The organism is Blastopirellula marina (assembly GCF_002967765.1).
Classification (GTDB): domain Bacteria; phylum Planctomycetota; class Planctomycetia; order Pirellulales; family Pirellulaceae; genus Bremerella; species Bremerella marina_A.
On the sequence record NZ_PUHY01000006.1, the window covers coordinates 559,447 to 577,760 of the forward strand.

The following is an 18,314-nucleotide window of genomic DNA, read 5'->3' on the forward strand; positions in this document are numbered from 1 at the left end:
AGCCAATACGAGTTTGACCGCTTGCCGCTTAGGGAGAGACGCGATGGACGTACAAATAGTAAACGCCGCAAATCTCTTTTTTCGTATCGTCCAGGAGTGTGGCCTGGATTTCCACAGGACCTTTTTCAAGCATTGTTTCAAACTCGAAGGCCGTAAGATCCTTGGTTGGCTGATCGATATCGTGAACCTCGTCATTGATACGCATCCGAGCATGGTAAATCGGCAGAGCGCGACCTTTCACGTAGGTACCATCGGTCACCTTCGTCTCAGGACAATCCTCCGCCAACTTTAAGCCACTTTCCTTGGGCCAACGTCGTAGTTCAAATGCGTAGGTTCCTGGCTCAGCCACCGTTACGTGCCAACTGCCATCTTTGCGGACGCCGCGCCGAATTTGCACTTGTTGATCGACGAATACATCGAGCCATTCGCAAGCGGAAAGCAAAAGCGGATTCTCTGAATCCGAACCGAGGATTACTCGTTGCGGTGTGAGGACGTCCCCCTTGACCTCATCCCACCAAGCATCAAGATGCGCCCGCAGTTGCTGGACGACTTCGGGATGATCGGCTGCAACGTCGTTGTCTTGATGCGGATCATCTTCAACATTGTAGAGGGCACGGTTCTCCAACAGTCGCCAGTCTTTCCACATCACACAGGCACCGTTCTTTTGTGGAATCGCCGGGTTGCCTTTCGTGTAACTGACTTTGAAACTTGGCATCCGGCTGTAATTGATCACCAGCATTCGCTCAGGCAAGCTTACATTCTCATTCAATAGAACCGGCTTCAAACTCATTCCGTCGAGCGTCTCTGGAAGATGCTTGGCATTCCCACTCAAGTCAGCCAGCGTGGGCAGTAAGTCTTGGACATGAGACAAGTCATCAACCTCGTGCGGCTTGCTAAGTCCAGCGGGCCAACGAATGAAACAAGGAACGCGATGTCCCCCTTCCCATAAGGTGGTCTTCTTTCCACGCATGCCGGCGTTGTAGTAATCCGGCCCCATCGTGCTGCCGTTGTCGGTTAGAAAGACCACAATCGTATTCTCTTTCAACCCAGCGCGTTCTAAGGCTTGATCGAAACGGCCCACGTTGTCGTCGATGTTCGCTCCCATTGCCAGAAAGCTCACCAGGTTCTCACGCTGCTGTGATCTCAGGTCTTTCACGATCTCTGGATTCTTTTGCATGGCTTGCCGAATCGGTTCGCGATATTCATCCGGCACAAACCAAGGCCAATGCGCTGCGTTCAAGGCGATGTAAGCGAAGAATGGTCGGTCGTCATCTCCGCTCTCAATCCACTTGGTAGCTTCCTGGAAGAAGACGTCAGTGCAATAACCGGCGTACTTCTCTCGCTTTGTATTGTGAACGTAAGTATCCTCGAAGTAGTCGTTATCCCAATAGTCAGGGACACTGTTAATATGCGAAGAAGGAAACCACACGGCTTCATCGAATCCACGATCCTCAGGCCGAAACGGATAGTTATCCCCCAAGTGCCATTTGCCAAAGTGACCCGTGCGATAGCCGGCGGCGCGGAAGACATCGGCCATTGTCTTGAGTTCTGGACGAAGTAGCGTGCGACCACTACTTACATTGATCGCACCATTGCGAAACGCATCAAGCCCCGATAAAAGTTGCCCGCGTGTGGGCGTGCACATCGGCGATACATGAAAGTCAGTTAGCCGAACGCCCTCCTTGGCCAAAGCATCAATATTCGGCGTGCTGGCGATCGGATTACCATTGCAAGAGAACTCGCCGTAGCCTTGATCGTCGGTCAGTATTACCACAACGTTTGGGCGGTTGTTCGATTCCGCATTAAGTTGTGCTGCAAGAACAAATTGCGTAAAGAAAACTGCACTGAACAACAATGCCAGTGTAGTTATCCGCTGTAGTAGATGACGCGAGAATGTTCGGTGGCAATCTAGCTTGCTAAGAATTTGCGTCGAAACGGCAAGGAATTGAAGCATGATGAATCCCATTCTTTGGATTATGGGTGCAATGCGCTCGTATCTGCTGCAAGACAAGCGATGTACAGGGGCTTGTACACACAAGAAAGGACCATGGGATCACGAGTTGCAACCCGTATGCTGATCCCTAGGCAGTAAGGAACCGAAACCGGTTCCCGCCCCTAGTGTCCTCTCTCTACTTTTCTAAGTCAATTCCCGGCGGCAACCTGCTTATCGTATGGGGGTTAATACAAAATAGATTGGCGGCGTTTCTGAAAACACTGCTTCGTGATGGAAGCAAGTCCATTTTCCGAAATAGAAAAGGTGGCTTCCGGCCATCTCCTTGAGACAACTCCATAAATGAACTGCCTCGTGAAGAACTGCACCGCAGATGGCGGCCAACGAGTCTAGCACTTAAGGCGAGGCACTCGTCACAAAGCGTTCAGAAGGCCACAGTGAAGATGCACGCGATAGGGGCAAACCGCAAGTAAGCGAGACTGCCATGCAGAGCGAGAAGGCGATCAGAAAGAGCAGTAACCTTGAAGCGAAGTCACAGGAAAATCAATTAGCGAACGCCTGAGCTTTACCACGAGGAAAATCTGTTGCAATTTTCTGATAGGTATTTCAAGACACAACAGCTCGATTGCAGGTTAAAAAGTTGATCTGAATCAAAATCGGATTGGTTTATTTCTCGCTACCAAGATTTTGCTCTTGATGTGGCGTGACGCTCTCAGCACCACGTAGCTTGATCAGGGAAGTGGCGGCGTGATAGCGCGAAATAACTCCCGGTTGTGGATAGACACCGCCGCCAATGATCAATACTACCATAATCAAGATGGTCACGCGTTCAGAAGGTCGGCACACGAGCGATGCTGTCGCTACGTGGCGTGTCCCAGTGAACACGTGAAAGTAGGCTTTGACGACAGCAATGCCGTTCAATGCTGTCGCCATGACAACAGCGAAGCCAATCATTGGATAGACATCAACCGCTCCCTCTACAAGCAGTTCCGTGCCGATGAAACCGATCGTGCCTGGGAAACCGATGGAGGCCAACCCCGTCAGCAAGAACATGTTTGCGAGAAACGGCGTGTGTTCGTATAGCCCATGGAATCCATCTAGCGAGAGTCGCCCTGTGCGCGCCTCGACCGATCGTAACGCGAGGCCAAACCCCAATTGGGATATTCCAACAGAAAGCCAAACGCACAATGCTCCGGTAAGGCCAATCGGCGTAGCCATTTCCAGGCCAACCAGAATCAGAGAAGAATGGCTTAGAAAGACGTAGCAAAAGAAACGACGTGATTCCTTCTGAACAAGAGCCATGCCGGCAGCATAGACCGCGGTTACCAAGGATAAGATCGCAATACTCTGCAAAGCCCACGAAGGAGCAATCGGGAAGACCAGCCGTATAATGGCATAGGCACCTGCCATCGGCGTGACAAACAATAGTGCCGTCCCAAACGTTGCCTTATCAAACAGATCAGACATCCAGCAGTGCAAAGGAAATATGCCGCTACGAATCAGCGCACCCGCTGTCAGAAGGCAACCAGCCAGAACAGGCGGATCTGTCACCGATGCCTCTGGCCCCACCAAACATTGGCCTACCACCAACAGTCCCACAAACAAGCTCATATGAAACACGTACACACGAGTTGATTGGCGACGTTTACGCAGTTCGATCCACGGGGGAATGACTCCCACGATCAACAAAAGAATAATGATCCATGGCTCACGGCATGCTAGTGTGGCGAGTAAGACGGCTTCCGAAAAAAGAGTCAGGGCGAACGAAAATCGATTGATTTTCGTACGAAGTGTGGTCAACACGGTCGCGAAATAAAGTAACGCCCCAAGCGGAAGGAGTGGAGCACTCAATTCATCGACGACGAATTTCTCATTCAAATTGAAGAGCCGAAAAAGGTCCCAGCGATCATGTGCTTGAAAGGAATGGAGCAACGCAAAATCTGCCCATTCTCCACAGGCAAACAATAACGTCACGCCACAAGTTGCAACGCTAACCTTCCACGCTCGATCTCGACTCCTCATCACGGACACGGCAATGGCGCCAAATAGCGGCATAGCCATGGCCAGGCTTAGCCATGGCAGGTGAAATTCTGACATTACTCGACGTCCTCCAGTGAATCTCCGTAGGGCGCCAAGCGATCTGCCCCATGCGAGTCACCACCAGACAGGAGATCCGTCCAACGCTTCTCCATGGAATCGCAGAAACGAAAGAGACTTGTAAACGGATGGGCAATCCAGCGATTTAGCAAAGCGTCGAGAAAGCCTCTCTCCATAGCGAATCGATACAGCCAAATCCGACTTGGAGAAATAGAGACCGACTTATCTACCGTATCGCCACTTAAGTGCATTCCTACGGCATTTTCCAACATCCGATAGTCCTTCAATACCGAAGGTGCTCGCAATAGCTGCAGCGTCCTCAAACAAGCGTGGCCAATCATATGAATGAGAGCTACATATCGTAGCCCCAATCCAATCTCGACGGTAATAATCCCCACTTGGGTCAGCGAGGCGAAAGCCAGAGCGTTCTTCACATCGCACTGTGCACGTGATGCGATGGCTCCAAAGACGGCGGACGTGATTCCCAGCATTACGACGGCAATACGTAGTGGGATCGAGACATCGAGCAAAGGGCTTACTCGCAGCAATAAAAACACACCCAGATGAACAGACAGTGCTCCATAGAACACGGCACTCGAAGGAGTAGGACCTTCCATCGCACGGGGTATCCACCCCGAAAACGGCACCATGCCTGACTTTCCCGCTGCTGCCAAGAGAAGAAGAAGGCCAACCACCAGGGCGGATGTGGAGCCAATCGCCGCCTCTCCGTACGGCCAGGGACCAGATCCCATCAAGCCGTCGAAGTCGCCGGCGCCGGTCAAGTGATGCATGGCCAAGGCGGCGATTAGAAAAGCAGCATCCGCGATGCGATATGTCGCCCATACTCGAAGTCCGTTACGAACAGGCGCCGGACGTTCATGGAAATAGGCAACAAGAAGCGCGGACGACAACCCGACCAATTCCCAGCCGAAAAAAAGGGTCTCGATCGTGCCCGCCAGCGAGGAAACAACCATGCCCAAGAGGAACAATGCGTAGAGCAGAAAAAAACGCCTATAGCCGCGGTCTCGATGCAAATAGACCGACGCGAACGCCCCGACTGTCCCACAAAGGACAAATGTAAGGATGACAAATGGAACAGAAAGTCGATCGAAAACGAATTTCAAATGAAAGTGAAAGTGCTCTTGCGAAAGAGAAACCCAGTTTCCAAATTCGATTGGAACATGGCGTAAGCCTGAGACCAGCATTACTCCAAGGATGCATACGGAGGCTAGGAACCCGGCAACGACAGCACCTTTTGTCAATTTCGACTGAGTCGCTTCGCTGAGATGGAGTCCCATCAAAAGCGGAAGACCAAGTGAGCTCAACAGGATTGTCGGGCTGGCGACGACAACAACGCCTAAAATGTAAAGAACGGATTCGACCGTCATCGCTACTCCATTGCATCCGCGATCGTGAAGAATTGCACGTTATCTCTTGATCCTTGGTAACATGCCACGGACGAAGGTGCTAAAGGAAGGAAGGTGCCACCGAATTCGTAGGGCGCGAAACTTCCATTTCGATAAACCTGCACTTCCGACGTTGCCGGATCGATGACCGCCAAGTGAATCCACATACCACGACAGAGTCGACCAATCGCCTCATTGCGTTGCATTATAGAGAGCATCGCCTCCGGCGTAGACTCAACAACAAAGAGCATACGAAGTGGCTCATGGATCTCGACCATCTGCTGGTAGAGGCCAGTTCTTAAGTCGCTTGATGTACCTTCCATCACGCCCAGCATCGACACGATGTTATGGGGTAGCTTCGATCCGGAACCGTAGACGACATGGTCAATACGCGAGAAGTAGTATTCAAGATTGATTCCCGCACAAACGGGAATTACTGCTGCCAGGATCCGGGCAAGAATGGAGTGTTCGTTGTCGTCCTGGGCAGGATCGTACGACGTGAGAAAGGCTCGGCGATCGAGAAACAACCCTCGCGACCACTGGCGTCGTCCGACAATACAAATCGCATTTGTCGCATGGTTGTATTCCGGACGAGCTTGAGAAAAATCTTGTGCGCGGGACTCGACGTGGCGAATCGCTTCGCGCTGAGAAATGGAAAGGGGAGCCGAAACAAACCTTCGGCAACGTTCGTGGGCATTTCGTCCACGTGCCTCTTCCATCGCATCCCGGGCGGCTTCAAAATCTCGATGGTGCGATGCGGGCAAAAGATCTAAATCGAAGAAAACGACCGAGTCATCACACGTATTATGATAGGCTCCAACGAAAACGGTGTCATCCGGAATAGAAATCCCCGCCTCTCTGACTTTCGATCGCACTCGCCAATCATTCGCCATTTTGGCAAATGCTCTCGCATTCGGACCACCTCGTTTTCCAGCACATGCGCCGCAACAGTAGGCCGACTCGTGAGGATTGTTTAAGCTTGAAGAACCATGACCGCAAATGACGAACAAACGAGAGAATACTTCCGACCGTGTTAGACCGATGTCCTGAAGAAGCCTTACAACAACGGCCGCCATTTCGTCACGGCTGAAGCCAATGTGTCCGTTTTCTGGTCCGGGCGTATCTTCATACCGTTCCAACTGGAGGGTCGTTACGGGTGGTGGCTGTAGTAGCGTGCCCAATTTCCTTCGGATCCGAGCCGTTAAATGCGGAAATAGTACACCAGCCACGAGGGGTACAGTGGCGAGCGATCCAATGATACCGGCAACGATGCCTCCCAAGAATGTCCGGCTATGTGTTTGGAATACATGTCCAGCCAGCCCCAATTGCCGCCTCAACTGTGCTCGCTCTTGATGAAGTCCTTCAAACGTGTAGCCAACGTCCTCCTGAACATAGTTACTAGGGGTAATCACATTGGGACATAACGGCTGATAGAAACTGTCGGCTGCTCCTCGATAATACATGGCCACAGCAAAGAACCCTGCGGCTCCAAACGTCTCACACGAGGGATGTACTTCCTCCAAGTGCCTCCTGAAAGACTCTTCACGGTCGTCAATGCAAGTCAGGATTTGAAAGCTGGGACGTGATGTTCCTGGTTCGGGCCGAGTATCGCGGGGCTTTCGCGTATGACTTACGAATGCATCCAAGGCTTCCCGGCGATATTTTCGCTCAAACGCCTCGTGATAGATTCGACGGCGCTCGATCGATGAAAATCCTTCCGCCTCGTCATGAAGTTCCTGCCAATGAGACTGACTCAACTCCAGCAGTTGCAACGGCTGCCAGCCAAGCGTTTGAGCAACTTGGAACAGGAGGAATGCTCGGCGTTCAATACTCAGTGGATGCGACTTGGACAACTTCCTTCGAGCGAATTGAATTACTTCTGCGGCGGAACTACGTTGCCCGGTTTCGGTTAAGCCTGCGTCGATGATGGCAAATCGCTCAAGAATCAAGTGAACCGCTAATAGGCCAAGCAACGAGCCTTGTGGAATACGATGGACGACGGGACCGGCCCCTGACTCGATCTGCCAAATCATCCCTGCCCAACCACGCAAGCTCAGCAATGTTTGGGCCACAAATTCCTCGCGATCGCATTCCAAAATACCTAGTTCTCGGAACGACTCTTCGATCGATTCTTCGGGAGAAATGCCAGATTGCTTTAATCGATGCAACTCATCGGGAAGTCCCTGTTGCCATCGTTCCGCAAAATAATTCGGCAGCGAGTATATCGACAAAAATGCTTGATAGAAACCTTCGCCACGGCAAGGCAATTCCCAATCGGAATAACCTTGATCCACATACGAAGCACAAAACCGAATTAACAAGTCATGCACGTTCCGGTCGATGTCGTCACCGAGCGAATTCAGTATTAGATTCCGAGGGCGGACCATGTGGTGGGTGTGTTGCCGAGGAGCGATCGCTCGAATTCCATTGCAGCAAATTCGCCATAGCAGATGCAACGAAAACGCTTCCCAGGCGGACTCGTCCCACTTCTGGTGATTCCGCCCCAATTTTGTCAGCAAACTATTCAGATCTGCATAGGGAGTCGACTGGGATGCCTGCTCTTGGCACAACCATTGCCGTGTACCTGCAATGATTCGGTCACGTCGATCTTTGGCCACTTCCATGCGAAATCGATCGAGTGCATCGGTTTCGGCCAAGATCCACCGCAATTCCGCATCTGACCCTACATGGACCGGATGACTAAGCATCGCGAGGCGGATCAGCTCGTGCGTCCCCAGTCCGTCAATCTGATCACGATTACCCAGATCCTCTCTCAGAACGGCCTGAAGGTCCTCATCCTTGATGCGGCCTTCCTTTAGGAGTTGACGATACTCTTGTTCTGGTAGATAGGGATGAGCCCCATAACGCTCCATCCCCATTATGACGGCTTGGTGAAAACTCTGTTCTTCAAAAGCGTGCAGAGTATTGTGATGAACAAATACTTCGATCGGCCCCTGCGAGGGCAACAGGTGCGCAGCATGCTGCACCCACATTCGAATTTCATCAGCTCTGGAAGATCCGTCGACTTTCTTGGTCGCAGAAACGGTGGTGTTTGTCAAAGGTTAATCGGATCTAGATATTTTTTCAGAAAAATGCAAGCAAGGGAGGACGTAGGCGATGATGAAGGGTACGCAGATCGCGAGGTAATTGCAATTCTCGTGCCTAGATCGATTCTGTCATGGGGGAAGGTTCAGACTGTCCCATCTGGCTCGCTGATATTCGAATGTATTCACTTGGCACATAGAATTTCAGCAAGGGATGAGGACAGAAAAGTGCTTTGTGAATAGAATCTGTTGACGTGTGTCGTGCAGCAATTTGCAGGCGACATGCAGATACTTGCACTAGAAGGCCTCTCCCAATTCAAGGAATTGACCGATGCAACAATTAGTCCAGGGAATCCATCGCTTTCAGCGAGAACAATTTAGCAAGGATCAAAAACTATTCGAGACACTCGTCGATGGGCAGCATCCCCTGGCACTATTTATTACGTGCTCAGATTCTCGTATTGATCCGAGTCGTCTTACTCAAACCGAGCCTGGCGAACTGTTCATTCAACGAACTGCTGGAAATATCGTCCCCCCTTATGGGTCTATCCTGGGCGGCGAGGCCGCCACAATCGAGTACGCAGTTGCGGCATTGAAAGTACGCGACATTGTCATTTGTGGTCACTCCCATTGTGGGGCCATGGCAGGTCTCCTCTCTCCCGAAATGGTCGAGAAAATGCCTGCGGTTCGCGCCTATCTTCAGCATGCGGAGTCGACCCGTAGAATTGTCGAGGAAAACTACTCACACCTTTCCGATCCCGCACAAAGGCTGACGCTGACGGTAGAGGAGAACGTTCTTGTTCAATTAGAGAGCTTGAGAACCCATCCCGCAGTCGCCGCCGCGATAGGACGAGGAGAATTAAAACTTCACGGCTGGGTGTATAAGTTCGAGACTGGCGAAGTATTTGCGTTCGATCCGGACAAAAATCAGTACCTACCTCTCCAGGAAACCGCTTCTCCAGTCAACGAGTTGCAGAGAAACCTTCCGCCGATATGACGTGATCAACGAAACGTTTCATTTCGTTTTTGGTCTCACTGCATGGATTACCGTGCTGTTTGGGAAAACTGACTGAAATGGCTTAAGTCAGTTTTCTATAACGTCATATTTTAAACTTGTTATGTTTCGTAATCATCAAGGCGGGACCCAAAACAACTTCCGGTTTCCCATTGCGGGACTACTGCTACTTAGCTTGACGGCTTTGGCAATAACAATCTGGACGATGGCTGATTTCTTACGAGAACAGGCCATCGTCGAAGAGTTAACTCGAAAGCTACCTCGTGATTCAACGGCTACAGCCAAAGAGTTAGTCGTTGAGTTGGGATGGCAATTTCGTCTCTCAATCCTGGTTTTGCTAAATCTCGTTGCAACCGGGCTCGCCCTAGTGTTGCTTTCTCGGGCATACCGCTCATCCCAAGAGTCGCTCCGCGACCTCAAGGCTCTAGCGGGGGATATCTTAAGTAGTATGGACCATGCCGTCATCACGACAGACCGCAACGGTTTCATCACCAGTATTAATCGCCAAGGTCTGGAATTACTCGGGAGCAAACCGGATTGTGTAAGTAAGCACTTGGAATCACTTTCCAAGACGATCCCTCTAGATCGCTTCCTAGCAGACTGGCAGTCGGATCGTTCTGTCTCGATGACTCGTGATTTTCATGCAAATAATAGTGGAAGGACCGTACGGGCGACGTGCCAAAAATTAAGTGACTATGAAGGAAGAGAGATTGGGCAGGTCTTGCAGTTACGCGATGTAACAGAACGCATCTTGATCGAAGAACGGATGCGGCGAATGGAACGCTATATGGGCCTTGGTTCTTTGGCTGCGGGACTTCATCATGAAATCCGAAATCCGCTCGCCGCTGTGTCATTACACGTTCAACTCTTGGAAGAGCAACTGGAGGAAAGTCAGGTTTCAGAGGAAGTTCAACTGATGCTGGCTGTCATCAAGGCAGAAGTGACTCGAATTGGAGGTGTGCTCGAGGGTTTCCGCGATTTTGCATCCATGGACAAACTAAATCTGGAACCGGTCGACCTTGCCAAGCTCATCAAGCGACAAGTCGATTTAGCACTTCCTCAAGCCCGGGAGCAAGGAATATTGGTTCACAGTATTCTACCGGACTCTCCGCTGCCCAAAATAACGGCCGACCTCGTTCGGATGGAACAAGCTTTGCTTAATATTCTGGTCAATGCGATGCAAGCAATGCCCAATGGAGGTGAACTCATCATCAAGGCATCGGCGAATTCTGATTCGGTTCGATTAGAAATATCCGATACGGGCAATGGAATTCCCAACAGTCTCCGCGAACGCGTGTTTGATGCCTATTTTACAACCAAGAGTGAAGGTACCGGATTAGGGCTTTCCCTGTGTGACAAAATCGTTCGGCAGCATCATGGCAACCTCGACTTCCTCAGTAGCGAAGATGGTACAACTTTCGTAATGACGTTGCCTACCTTACAAGTCTCCCCTCTCTTAGATTAACGTCATGGACGAAGCATTTCGTATTTTGATTGTGGACGACGAGCCCAACATTCGCTCCGGTTTGGCAAAGGGGCTCGAAAAAGAGGTCGACGGAATCGAAACGGCTAGTAACGTCGTCGAGGCGATCGATAAATTCGATGCCGGCAACTTCCAAATCGTCATCGCCGATGTCCGGTTGCCGGGGGATTGCGACGGCCTGGAACTATTGTCACTGATCCAACAACGCGAACCCAATACGACGATGATTATGATCACCGCGCACGGTACCGTCGAAATGGCGGTCGACGCCATGCGCCGTGGTGCGTTCGACTTCATAACGAAGCCGGTTGATTTGAATCTGATTCGACAACAGATTGCTAAAGCTGTCGCGCATCATCGATTGCAGACAGAAAACCGATTCCTGAAAGATCGGTTAGCAGAAGCGGGTGAGTTGCCGAATATCATCGGTAATTGCCGAGCCCTCAACGACGTATTGCAACAGATTCGACAGGTTGCCGATACCGATGCCACCGTTCTTATTCACGGAGAAAGTGGTACCGGTAAAGAATTGATTGCCAGGGCGATCCACGATATGAGCCGACGTTTCGCCTCTCCATTCATTCCCGTAAATCTTGGTGCGCTGCCGGAGAACTTGCTAGAAAGCGAATTGTTCGGTCACGAAAAAGGGGCATTTACCGGGGCATTTCGCCAAAAACCTGGATGCTTTGAACAATCCATGCGAGGAACCCTCTTTCTCGACGAGATTACCGAAATCCCGATGAAGTGCCAGGTAGATCTGCTGCGTGTTCTTGAAACGGGACTATTCACAAGGGTGGGTGGCGAGGATGTGATTTCGTCAGATGCGCGAATCGTATCAGCAACCAACCGAGACATACCTCAACTTGTGGAAGAAGGTGGCTTCCGCGAGGATCTCTTTTACCGCCTTAATATTGTCCCAATTGACGTCCCACCTCTGCGGCAACGGCGCGAGGACATTCCTCTATTGACGGATCACTTCCTGATTCACTTTTGTACGCGTCATCATCGGCCAACGAAGACACTCAGCGACGACGCATTGCAGGTCCTAATGTCGGCGAATTGGCCAGGCAACGTCCGCCAACTTCGCAATGTCATTGAACGTTTGGTTGTCACCGTTAACGACGAGAGGATTGCTGCCAAAGATTTGCCAGCCGAACTCAATGCGGCCGCTATAAACAAGTCTTCAAACCAACTTCGTTCATTAGCAGAAGTAACCGAGTCTGCGGAGAAAGAAGCAATCCTGGCTTCCCTGGCCGCAAACGACTTTCATCGTGAGCAAACGGCAAGAATGTTGGGTGTCAGCATACGTACCCTACATTATAAAATGAGCCGATATGGACTGCATTAGTATCCATAGATGTCGACATTGCAGTCATTCAGAGCTAACACCAGGAGAATCGCGTTAACTGTTCTTCTGGAAGAATTTCCTCGACATTTGCCAACCATCAAGTTCACTTAACTCGCTTACGGGAACGCACTGCGCAACCACCACAAGTTAGCGAGATAGAAGTGAATATACCGCAAGCCCATCGCTTGCTTCCCAATTACCTACTCTGTGAAACGGTGCTTAGGGATTGCAGATACGCCAACAGATCGGCCAGTTGCTCCTCAGATATAGCTTTGTTTAACTCCGCCGGCATGATCGAAGTATCGCTGGCGCGGATGGCCTCGATCGACCGGCTGGCAACCTTTGCTGACTTTTCATGATCGATTCCAATGTGCAATTGTTTTGGGCTCTCCCCTAAGATGATCCCGGTGTGCGCCTTCCCCTCCTCAGTCATCACCAGGTAAGGTGCAAAGCCACGGGCAAATGTTGCACTCGGATACAGTATCGATTCCAACAGATCGCGGCGCGATCGACTGCGGCCAATCGTGGTTAGATCAGGCCCAACCAGTCCCCCTTCGCCTGTCACGCGGTGACACTTACTACAAGTTGCCTGGGTGGAAAAAAAGACGTCACGCCCGCGGATCGCATCCCCATCACCAAGCTTCGCCTCAACATCCAGAAGCGTTTGCTTTTGCGATTCCGTTAACGGCTGCCCCATCGAAGGCGCCGGTATCTCAAGCCAGTCGCTATCATCGACCAACGCGGCGGGTCGAGTTAGTTGTTCTAGGGACAGCGAAGCGGCATGACTGACCTCAATACGCGGATCAAGTACGGCCTGACGCAGCAGATCGCGACGGTCGCTTCGGATCAGTCCCAAGATAGCAGCGTGTCGAAGTTGCGGATCGCTCTCGACTTCCGGCAGCATTTCAATCAATGTTCTCACGAACAAATCGCCATTCACTTTCCAATGGGCAAGTGTGGCGAGAGCATTGCGACGCTCCGCAGGTGTTCCTTCTTTGGCCAATTGAAGCAGTGGTAAGATCGCCTTTTTCCGATCGACTTCCGCAGGCCAATCTTGCAGCGACCGAGCTACTGCTTCGCGAATCGGCGGTTCGCCAGACTCCAATAGAGTAATGAACTGCTTTAACGTTTTTTGTGTTGGATTGTTCCGAAGTTTCCAAACGACATCGACCTTTGAATCGGTTTGGCTCAGCTTTCGACTCGGACTATTTTTCGTCCGTTTAACTCGATAGATGGCTCCTTCGATATGCGACTTCGCGACGCCCGATTGGGGACAGCCAATGCGAAACCAACCTCCGGTATCGATTACCAACAACGATCCATCAGGAGCTTCCAGCACATCGGTCGGATGGAAATCTTTGTCGGTCGACACGAAGAAGTCTTCTACTTGCTGCGTTTCGTACGAACTGCCAGCGGACTTCAAATCGACTTGAACAACTCGATTCGTATTGAACTCAGTAACGAGCAACGTCTCGCTACTTTTGGAAGTCCAGCGGCATAAGCCCGAGACCGCGACGTGACCAAAGTTATATATTTCCGAAAGCAGTGGGCCTGTCCGCACGAACTCGCTGTCGAGGCTTTCCGCAAAGTCTTCTCGCGGGTAGACACCTCCATATTGCCAATGGACCAGGCAATCTCCCCGTGGCCGTGAGTACATTAAGTTCACCGTTCCCAGCATATCGCCACTGGGCGTAAAAACGATTTCAACCGGGTTGTCCATTCCCCCGGTACTAAACGTCTGCACATCGCTGCCATCCGGAAGGCATGAGAAGATGCGTGCCGCTTTCCCTTTGCTGACTAGTTGGCCTTCGGAATCGACAATCTCGTGACCGTGTCGTCCTTCGCACCAATAGATTCTGCCTTCCGGCCCTTTAAACGGACCATGCACATCCGCAGCGTTGCCGGTATAGCCGAAGTCACCAACAAGTTTCACGCGTTCGTCCGCAACGCCATCGTCGTCGGTGTCGGTCAGTTTCCAAATCGCACCGCTAGAGGCCACGTACAACGAGCCTTCAAGCCACATACAGCCTTGTGGGAACGTCATATTGTCCGCGAACGTGGTCGCTTTATCGAATACGCCGTCACCGTTGGTATCTTCTAAGCGGCGGACAAAGTTGGGAAGTTGCTTCTCCAGTTCTTCACGGGGCAGATTCTCGCCGGCGCTGGCCGCGACATACAAACGACCTTGCTCGTCGAAGTCAGCCATCAAGGGATGCGCCACCAGCGCTGAGGAGGCAGCCACTTCGACCTGGTATTCTTCTGGAACGGAGATCGTCGACAACTTGGCCTCTTCGCCAATCGAAACTGTGGCAACGCCAAGGACCACGAAACCACAAATGAACGTACGCGTGAACATCAGAGAATGACTCCGGAATATTGGTTAAGCCTGTTAGCTGTGGATCGCACGGCGGAGGAGATTGTGCGTGATTCGCTGGACGCGAACATCCGGCCCGTGGGGGCGCGACCAATGCGACCACGGCAGCACATGCCCAGGCGGCGTGCTAAGTCCTTGCGCCCAGAAGATCGTCGCCGCATTGAAGACATAGTTCCCTTTGGGACCAGGATAAATCGTTGCGGTCCAGTTCTGCGGATTAACACCACCTTGCCATGCAGTTCCGCCTGCGACAACTTCCAGGCCTTCGATTTCAGCTGGGTCACCATGGTATTCCCAACCGACCAAGCCAGGGATGGCATCCCCTTCCTTGATGTTCGTGCCAGCGAACATCCAATGTTCGGGATTGGTAATCACCCAGTCGCCACCTCCGTTGACCGGTCGCACATTACGAGCCCCCATCAACATCCCTTCATCAGGCCCACGATGCGGGAACGGACCATGCTCGGCGTGCCGAGTCACCGCATGCGATTGCTCTCCACCGTAAGGCCCACCTCGGAAGATGATTCGGTTAGGCGAACCGCTGCTGCTTTTGCGAAACGGAGTTACCCAACAAACACTGTTACCTGATAGAAAGAGTAGATTGACTCCTTCGTCCCGCATTTTTTGCACAGAGTTAAACTGACGGATATTCCAGTACTCGTCATGGCCAACACTGATGAATGCTTTGCAATTCAAGCCACGTTCGGGCGTCAGCATGTCGCTATTGGAACAGTAGCTGACATCGTAGCCATGCTGTTCAAGCCAATAGGCTAAAGGAAACTCAAACGGAAGAAACTCACCAGAACCCACAGTCCTTGGATCGTCGACCACACCGTTATGCTAAGCCTCGCGACCATATGGTCGATCGAAACTAACATCGGCCCAAGGTCCTTGGTTTCCCTTCGGATGCGTATAGATCGAGTAGTTATTCGGCCAGCGATTGTAGGCCTGCCATGTGTTATCGCTGACTTGAAACAAGATATCGGTGGGACGGTTATCGCGAACAACGAACACGATATGGCTCTGCCAATAGGCTTCCCCCGGTTCAGGAATCGTGGTCAAGCGGCCGATGTAAACACCACTCAACCAATCTGCGGGAATATCGATCGTCAGTGAGGTTGCCCAGCGACACTCGTGCAAGTTCTTCTCTCCTGGAGTCGGCGTAGGCTGCGTGCTTGCTTCCAACGGTCCGTAGTTTTTTACAAGCCGCGCACCTTTACCGCCGTAGTACCCCATTCGGAATAGCTCTAGCCGAAAGGATCGTGCCGGGTTGCAAGATACCATCACATCTATCGATTCGCCTGCAGCGACACTTTGCTTCGAGCAGTAGCCTTCAATCCATGGGCTGCGAAAGCCCTCGGCATCGACACGCACGCGGGTTAGCTGCCAATCGTCCGCACCGGACTTAGCGTTCTCTTTTTGGATGAGAGTGTCATTCGTTGACCTGGCTTCCGCATAGGCAGTTCGAGCCAATTCGGCCGTAGTGGTAATCATGGTCGTGGCGAGTGTCCCCTTCAAGAACGCTCGCCGTGGAACCGGAGAAGTGTCGTCACTCATGGCAAATGATCGTCGGCTAAGGCAGGAAAATGAGGAGGGTGTTCTCAGCGTAGCATAGCCTGCCACGACGCAGAAGCGAATTCCAGATATATCGTGGAATCACCTGGCCTATTCAGTTGGTCTCAGGAGCAACGAGCGATAAACTTTCCGATAGAGCTAGAACGATCGAACGCTGCCTATCGCTAGTGCAGGAGAAGAAGATGAAAGCCCTGGTACTTCGCGAAACTTGCTCGCTAAGCGATAACAAAACTCCTTTGCAACTTGTTGACCTTCCGATTCCTACTCCCCAAGCCGGGGAGATCTTAATTCGGGTGGTCGCGTGCGGCGTTTGCCATACGGAACTCGACGAGATCGAAGGACGAACGGCCCCTCCTAACTACCCTGTGGTGCCAGGCCACGAAGTCGTCGGTTACGTCGAGCAGCTCGGAGACGGCACCAGCACGCACCGCATTGGCGATCGCGTTGGTGTCGGATGGATTCATTCGTCCAGCGGCGACCAATACGAGAACGTCAGCCCGCAGTTCCAAGCGACCGGCCGCGATGTGAATGGTGGCTATGCAGAGTACATGACCGTTCCGGCGAATTACGCTTATCCCATTCCTGAAAGCTTTGGTTCGGCCGAGGCGGCTCCTCTCTTATGTGCCGGAGCGATTGGCTATCGAGCGGTTCGCTTAAGTGGAATTCGCAATGGACAAAAACTCGGGCTCACAGGCTTCGGCGGTTCTGCCCATTTAGTGCTCCAGATGGTGCGTCATCAGTTCCCGGACACCAAGGTCTATGTGTTTGCTCGACACCCGGAAGTACAAGCGTTCGCACAGGAACTTGGTGCCGTCTGGGCAGGCCACACCGAAGAGCGCGCACCGGAACCTCTCGATGCGATCATAGACACCACACCGGCCTGGAAACCAGTGGTCGAAGGTCTCGCAAATCTGGCACCAGGTGGCCGGCTCGTTATCAACGCAATTCGTAAAGAAGAAAGCGACAAAAAATCACTGCTGAAGTTGAGCTACCACGAACATCTGTGGATGGAACGTGAGATCAAGACCGTCGCCAACATCACGCAGTACGACATTCGGGAGTTCCTTCCGCTGGCCGCGGAAATCCCGATTCGTCCGAAGGTCACGACTTACTCACTCGACCAAGCCAACCAGGCCTTAGTCGAACTAAAGCAAGGACGCATTCAAGGAGCAAAGGTGCTGGTGATGGACAAGTAATCGTTACCAGTGCATTACAAAACCGCCGTCCACATTGACAGTCTGGCCCGTGACCTGGGCCGCCTTCTTTGACGAAAGAAACACGATCATCGCGGCAATGTCTTCACACGTTTGCCAGCGTCCCAGCGGAACGACGTTTTTAATCTTGACCGCGGCCCACTCTTCGTAACTCAGCTTTTCGTCATCCGAAGCATCGTCGTACCAAGCCTGCCAAACCGATCGATTTAGCGGTGTTTGCACCATGCCGGGGCAGACGGTGTTCACCCGAACATTATGCGGCGCGAGATCTTTGGCCATACACTGGGCGAAGTTGATATTGGCCGCTTTGCTGGCACTGTACGGCGGATCCGTCTGCGAACCGATCTGGCCCGCCACTGAGGCGAGAAACACAAATGTCCCCTGCTTTCGCTTCACGAACTGCGGCGTCAGCGCGTGCGCGATGTTAACCATACCCTGAATGTTGACCTGCAGCGTCTTGCCCCAATCTGCCGGCTGAAGATTCGTAAAGGGAAAGCCAAACTTACCTGATCCCATCGCAGCACAGTGCACCACGTGATCGATCGAGGTTTCCATCGCTGCCAGTTCATCGAGCGCCGTGTCGATTGTGATTTGATTCACAATATCGACGACGCTGCCTAACGCGCGCACGCCAAAATCTTGTTCAATCTCCTGGGCGACATCACCAACCTTGGATGAAAGATCCCAGAGCACGACGGAACATCCCTCGGCAGCAAACGCGCGCGCGGTAGCCAAGCCGATGCCACTTGCCCCACCCGTGATCAAAGCCGTGTGGCCGTCGATGCCAAGATTCAATGTGTGAACTCC

10 protein-coding genes and 1 pseudogene are annotated in these 18,314 nt (G+C 52.0%); 4 read left to right on the forward strand and 7 right to left on the reverse strand.

Annotation, left to right across the window (positions count from 1 at the left end):
* Positions 1 to 28: 28 nt before the first annotated feature.
* The 4 genes from C5Y83_RS10230 to C5Y83_RS10245 all read right to left on the reverse strand — a co-directional run bounded on the left by C5Y83_RS10230 (position 29) and on the right by C5Y83_RS10245 (position 8,447).
* Positions 29 to 1,954: an arylsulfatase gene (locus C5Y83_RS10230; RefSeq protein ID WP_105329713.1), complete on the reverse strand. Its 1,926-nt coding sequence runs from the start codon at positions 1,952 to 1,954 to the stop codon at positions 29 to 31.
* A 663-nt stretch (positions 1,955 to 2,617) separates the two neighbouring features.
* Complete coding sequence (locus C5Y83_RS10235) at positions 2,618 to 4,048, reverse strand: proton-conducting transporter membrane subunit (protein WP_105329573.1); 1,431 nt, start codon at positions 4,046 to 4,048, stop codon at positions 2,618 to 2,620.
* Positions 4,048 to 5,436 carry a proton-conducting transporter membrane subunit gene (locus tag C5Y83_RS10240; protein WP_105329574.1) on the reverse strand — a complete coding sequence of 463 codons (1,389 nt, stop codon included), beginning with the start codon at positions 5,434 to 5,436 and terminating at the stop codon, positions 4,048 to 4,050. The genes C5Y83_RS10235 and C5Y83_RS10240 overlap by 1 nt, the downstream gene beginning before the upstream one ends.
* Positions 5,437 to 5,438: 2 nt before the next feature.
* A complete protein-coding gene (locus tag C5Y83_RS10245) occupies positions 5,439 to 8,447 on the reverse strand; it encodes a DUF2309 domain-containing protein (RefSeq protein WP_105329575.1) in 3,009 nt (1,002 codons plus the stop codon).
* Between the two features lie 382 nt (positions 8,448 to 8,829).
* Between C5Y83_RS10245 and C5Y83_RS10250 the strand changes: the two genes are divergently transcribed.
* From C5Y83_RS10250 to C5Y83_RS10260, 3 genes are all read left to right on the forward strand, one after another.
* Complete coding sequence (locus C5Y83_RS10250; RefSeq protein WP_105329576.1) at positions 8,830 to 9,495, forward strand: carbonic anhydrase; 666 nt, start codon at positions 8,830 to 8,832, stop codon at positions 9,493 to 9,495.
* A 223-nt stretch (positions 9,496 to 9,718) separates the two neighbouring features.
* Entirely contained in the window at positions 9,719 to 10,978 is a 1,260-nt protein-coding gene (locus C5Y83_RS10255; protein ID WP_158262314.1) for a two-component system sensor histidine kinase NtrB, read from the forward strand.
* 4 nt (positions 10,979 to 10,982) lie between these two features.
* Positions 10,983 to 12,344: a sigma-54-dependent transcriptional regulator gene (locus C5Y83_RS10260; RefSeq protein WP_105329578.1), complete on the forward strand. Its 1,362-nt coding sequence runs from the start codon at positions 10,983 to 10,985 to the stop codon at positions 12,342 to 12,344.
* 196 nt (positions 12,345 to 12,540) lie between these two features.
* On the opposite strand, the gene C5Y83_RS10265 is transcribed toward C5Y83_RS10260, so the two are convergent.
* The gene (locus tag C5Y83_RS10265; RefSeq protein ID WP_105329579.1) at positions 12,541 to 14,700 is read right to left on the reverse strand and encodes a c-type cytochrome; all 2,160 of its coding nucleotides are present in this window, start codon (positions 14,698 to 14,700) and stop codon (positions 12,541 to 12,543) included.
* 33 nt (positions 14,701 to 14,733) lie between these two features.
* Positions 14,734 to 16,275, reverse strand: a pseudogene (locus C5Y83_RS30065) (N,N-dimethylformamidase beta subunit family domain-containing protein).
* 200 nt (positions 16,276 to 16,475) lie between these two features.
* On the opposite strand from C5Y83_RS30065, the gene C5Y83_RS10275 reads away from it, so the two are divergent.
* Positions 16,476 to 17,489 carry a zinc-dependent alcohol dehydrogenase family protein gene (locus tag C5Y83_RS10275; protein ID WP_105329580.1) on the forward strand — a complete coding sequence of 338 codons (1,014 nt, stop codon included), beginning with the start codon at positions 16,476 to 16,478 and terminating at the stop codon, positions 17,487 to 17,489.
* Between the two features lie 3 nt (positions 17,490 to 17,492).
* On the opposite strand, the gene C5Y83_RS10280 is transcribed toward C5Y83_RS10275, so the two are convergent.
* On the reverse strand, positions 17,493 to 18,302 hold the full coding sequence (locus C5Y83_RS10280; RefSeq protein ID WP_105329581.1) for an SDR family NAD(P)-dependent oxidoreductase: 810 nt from the start codon (positions 18,300 to 18,302) through the stop codon (positions 17,493 to 17,495).
* Positions 18,303 to 18,314 lie beyond the last annotated feature (12 nt).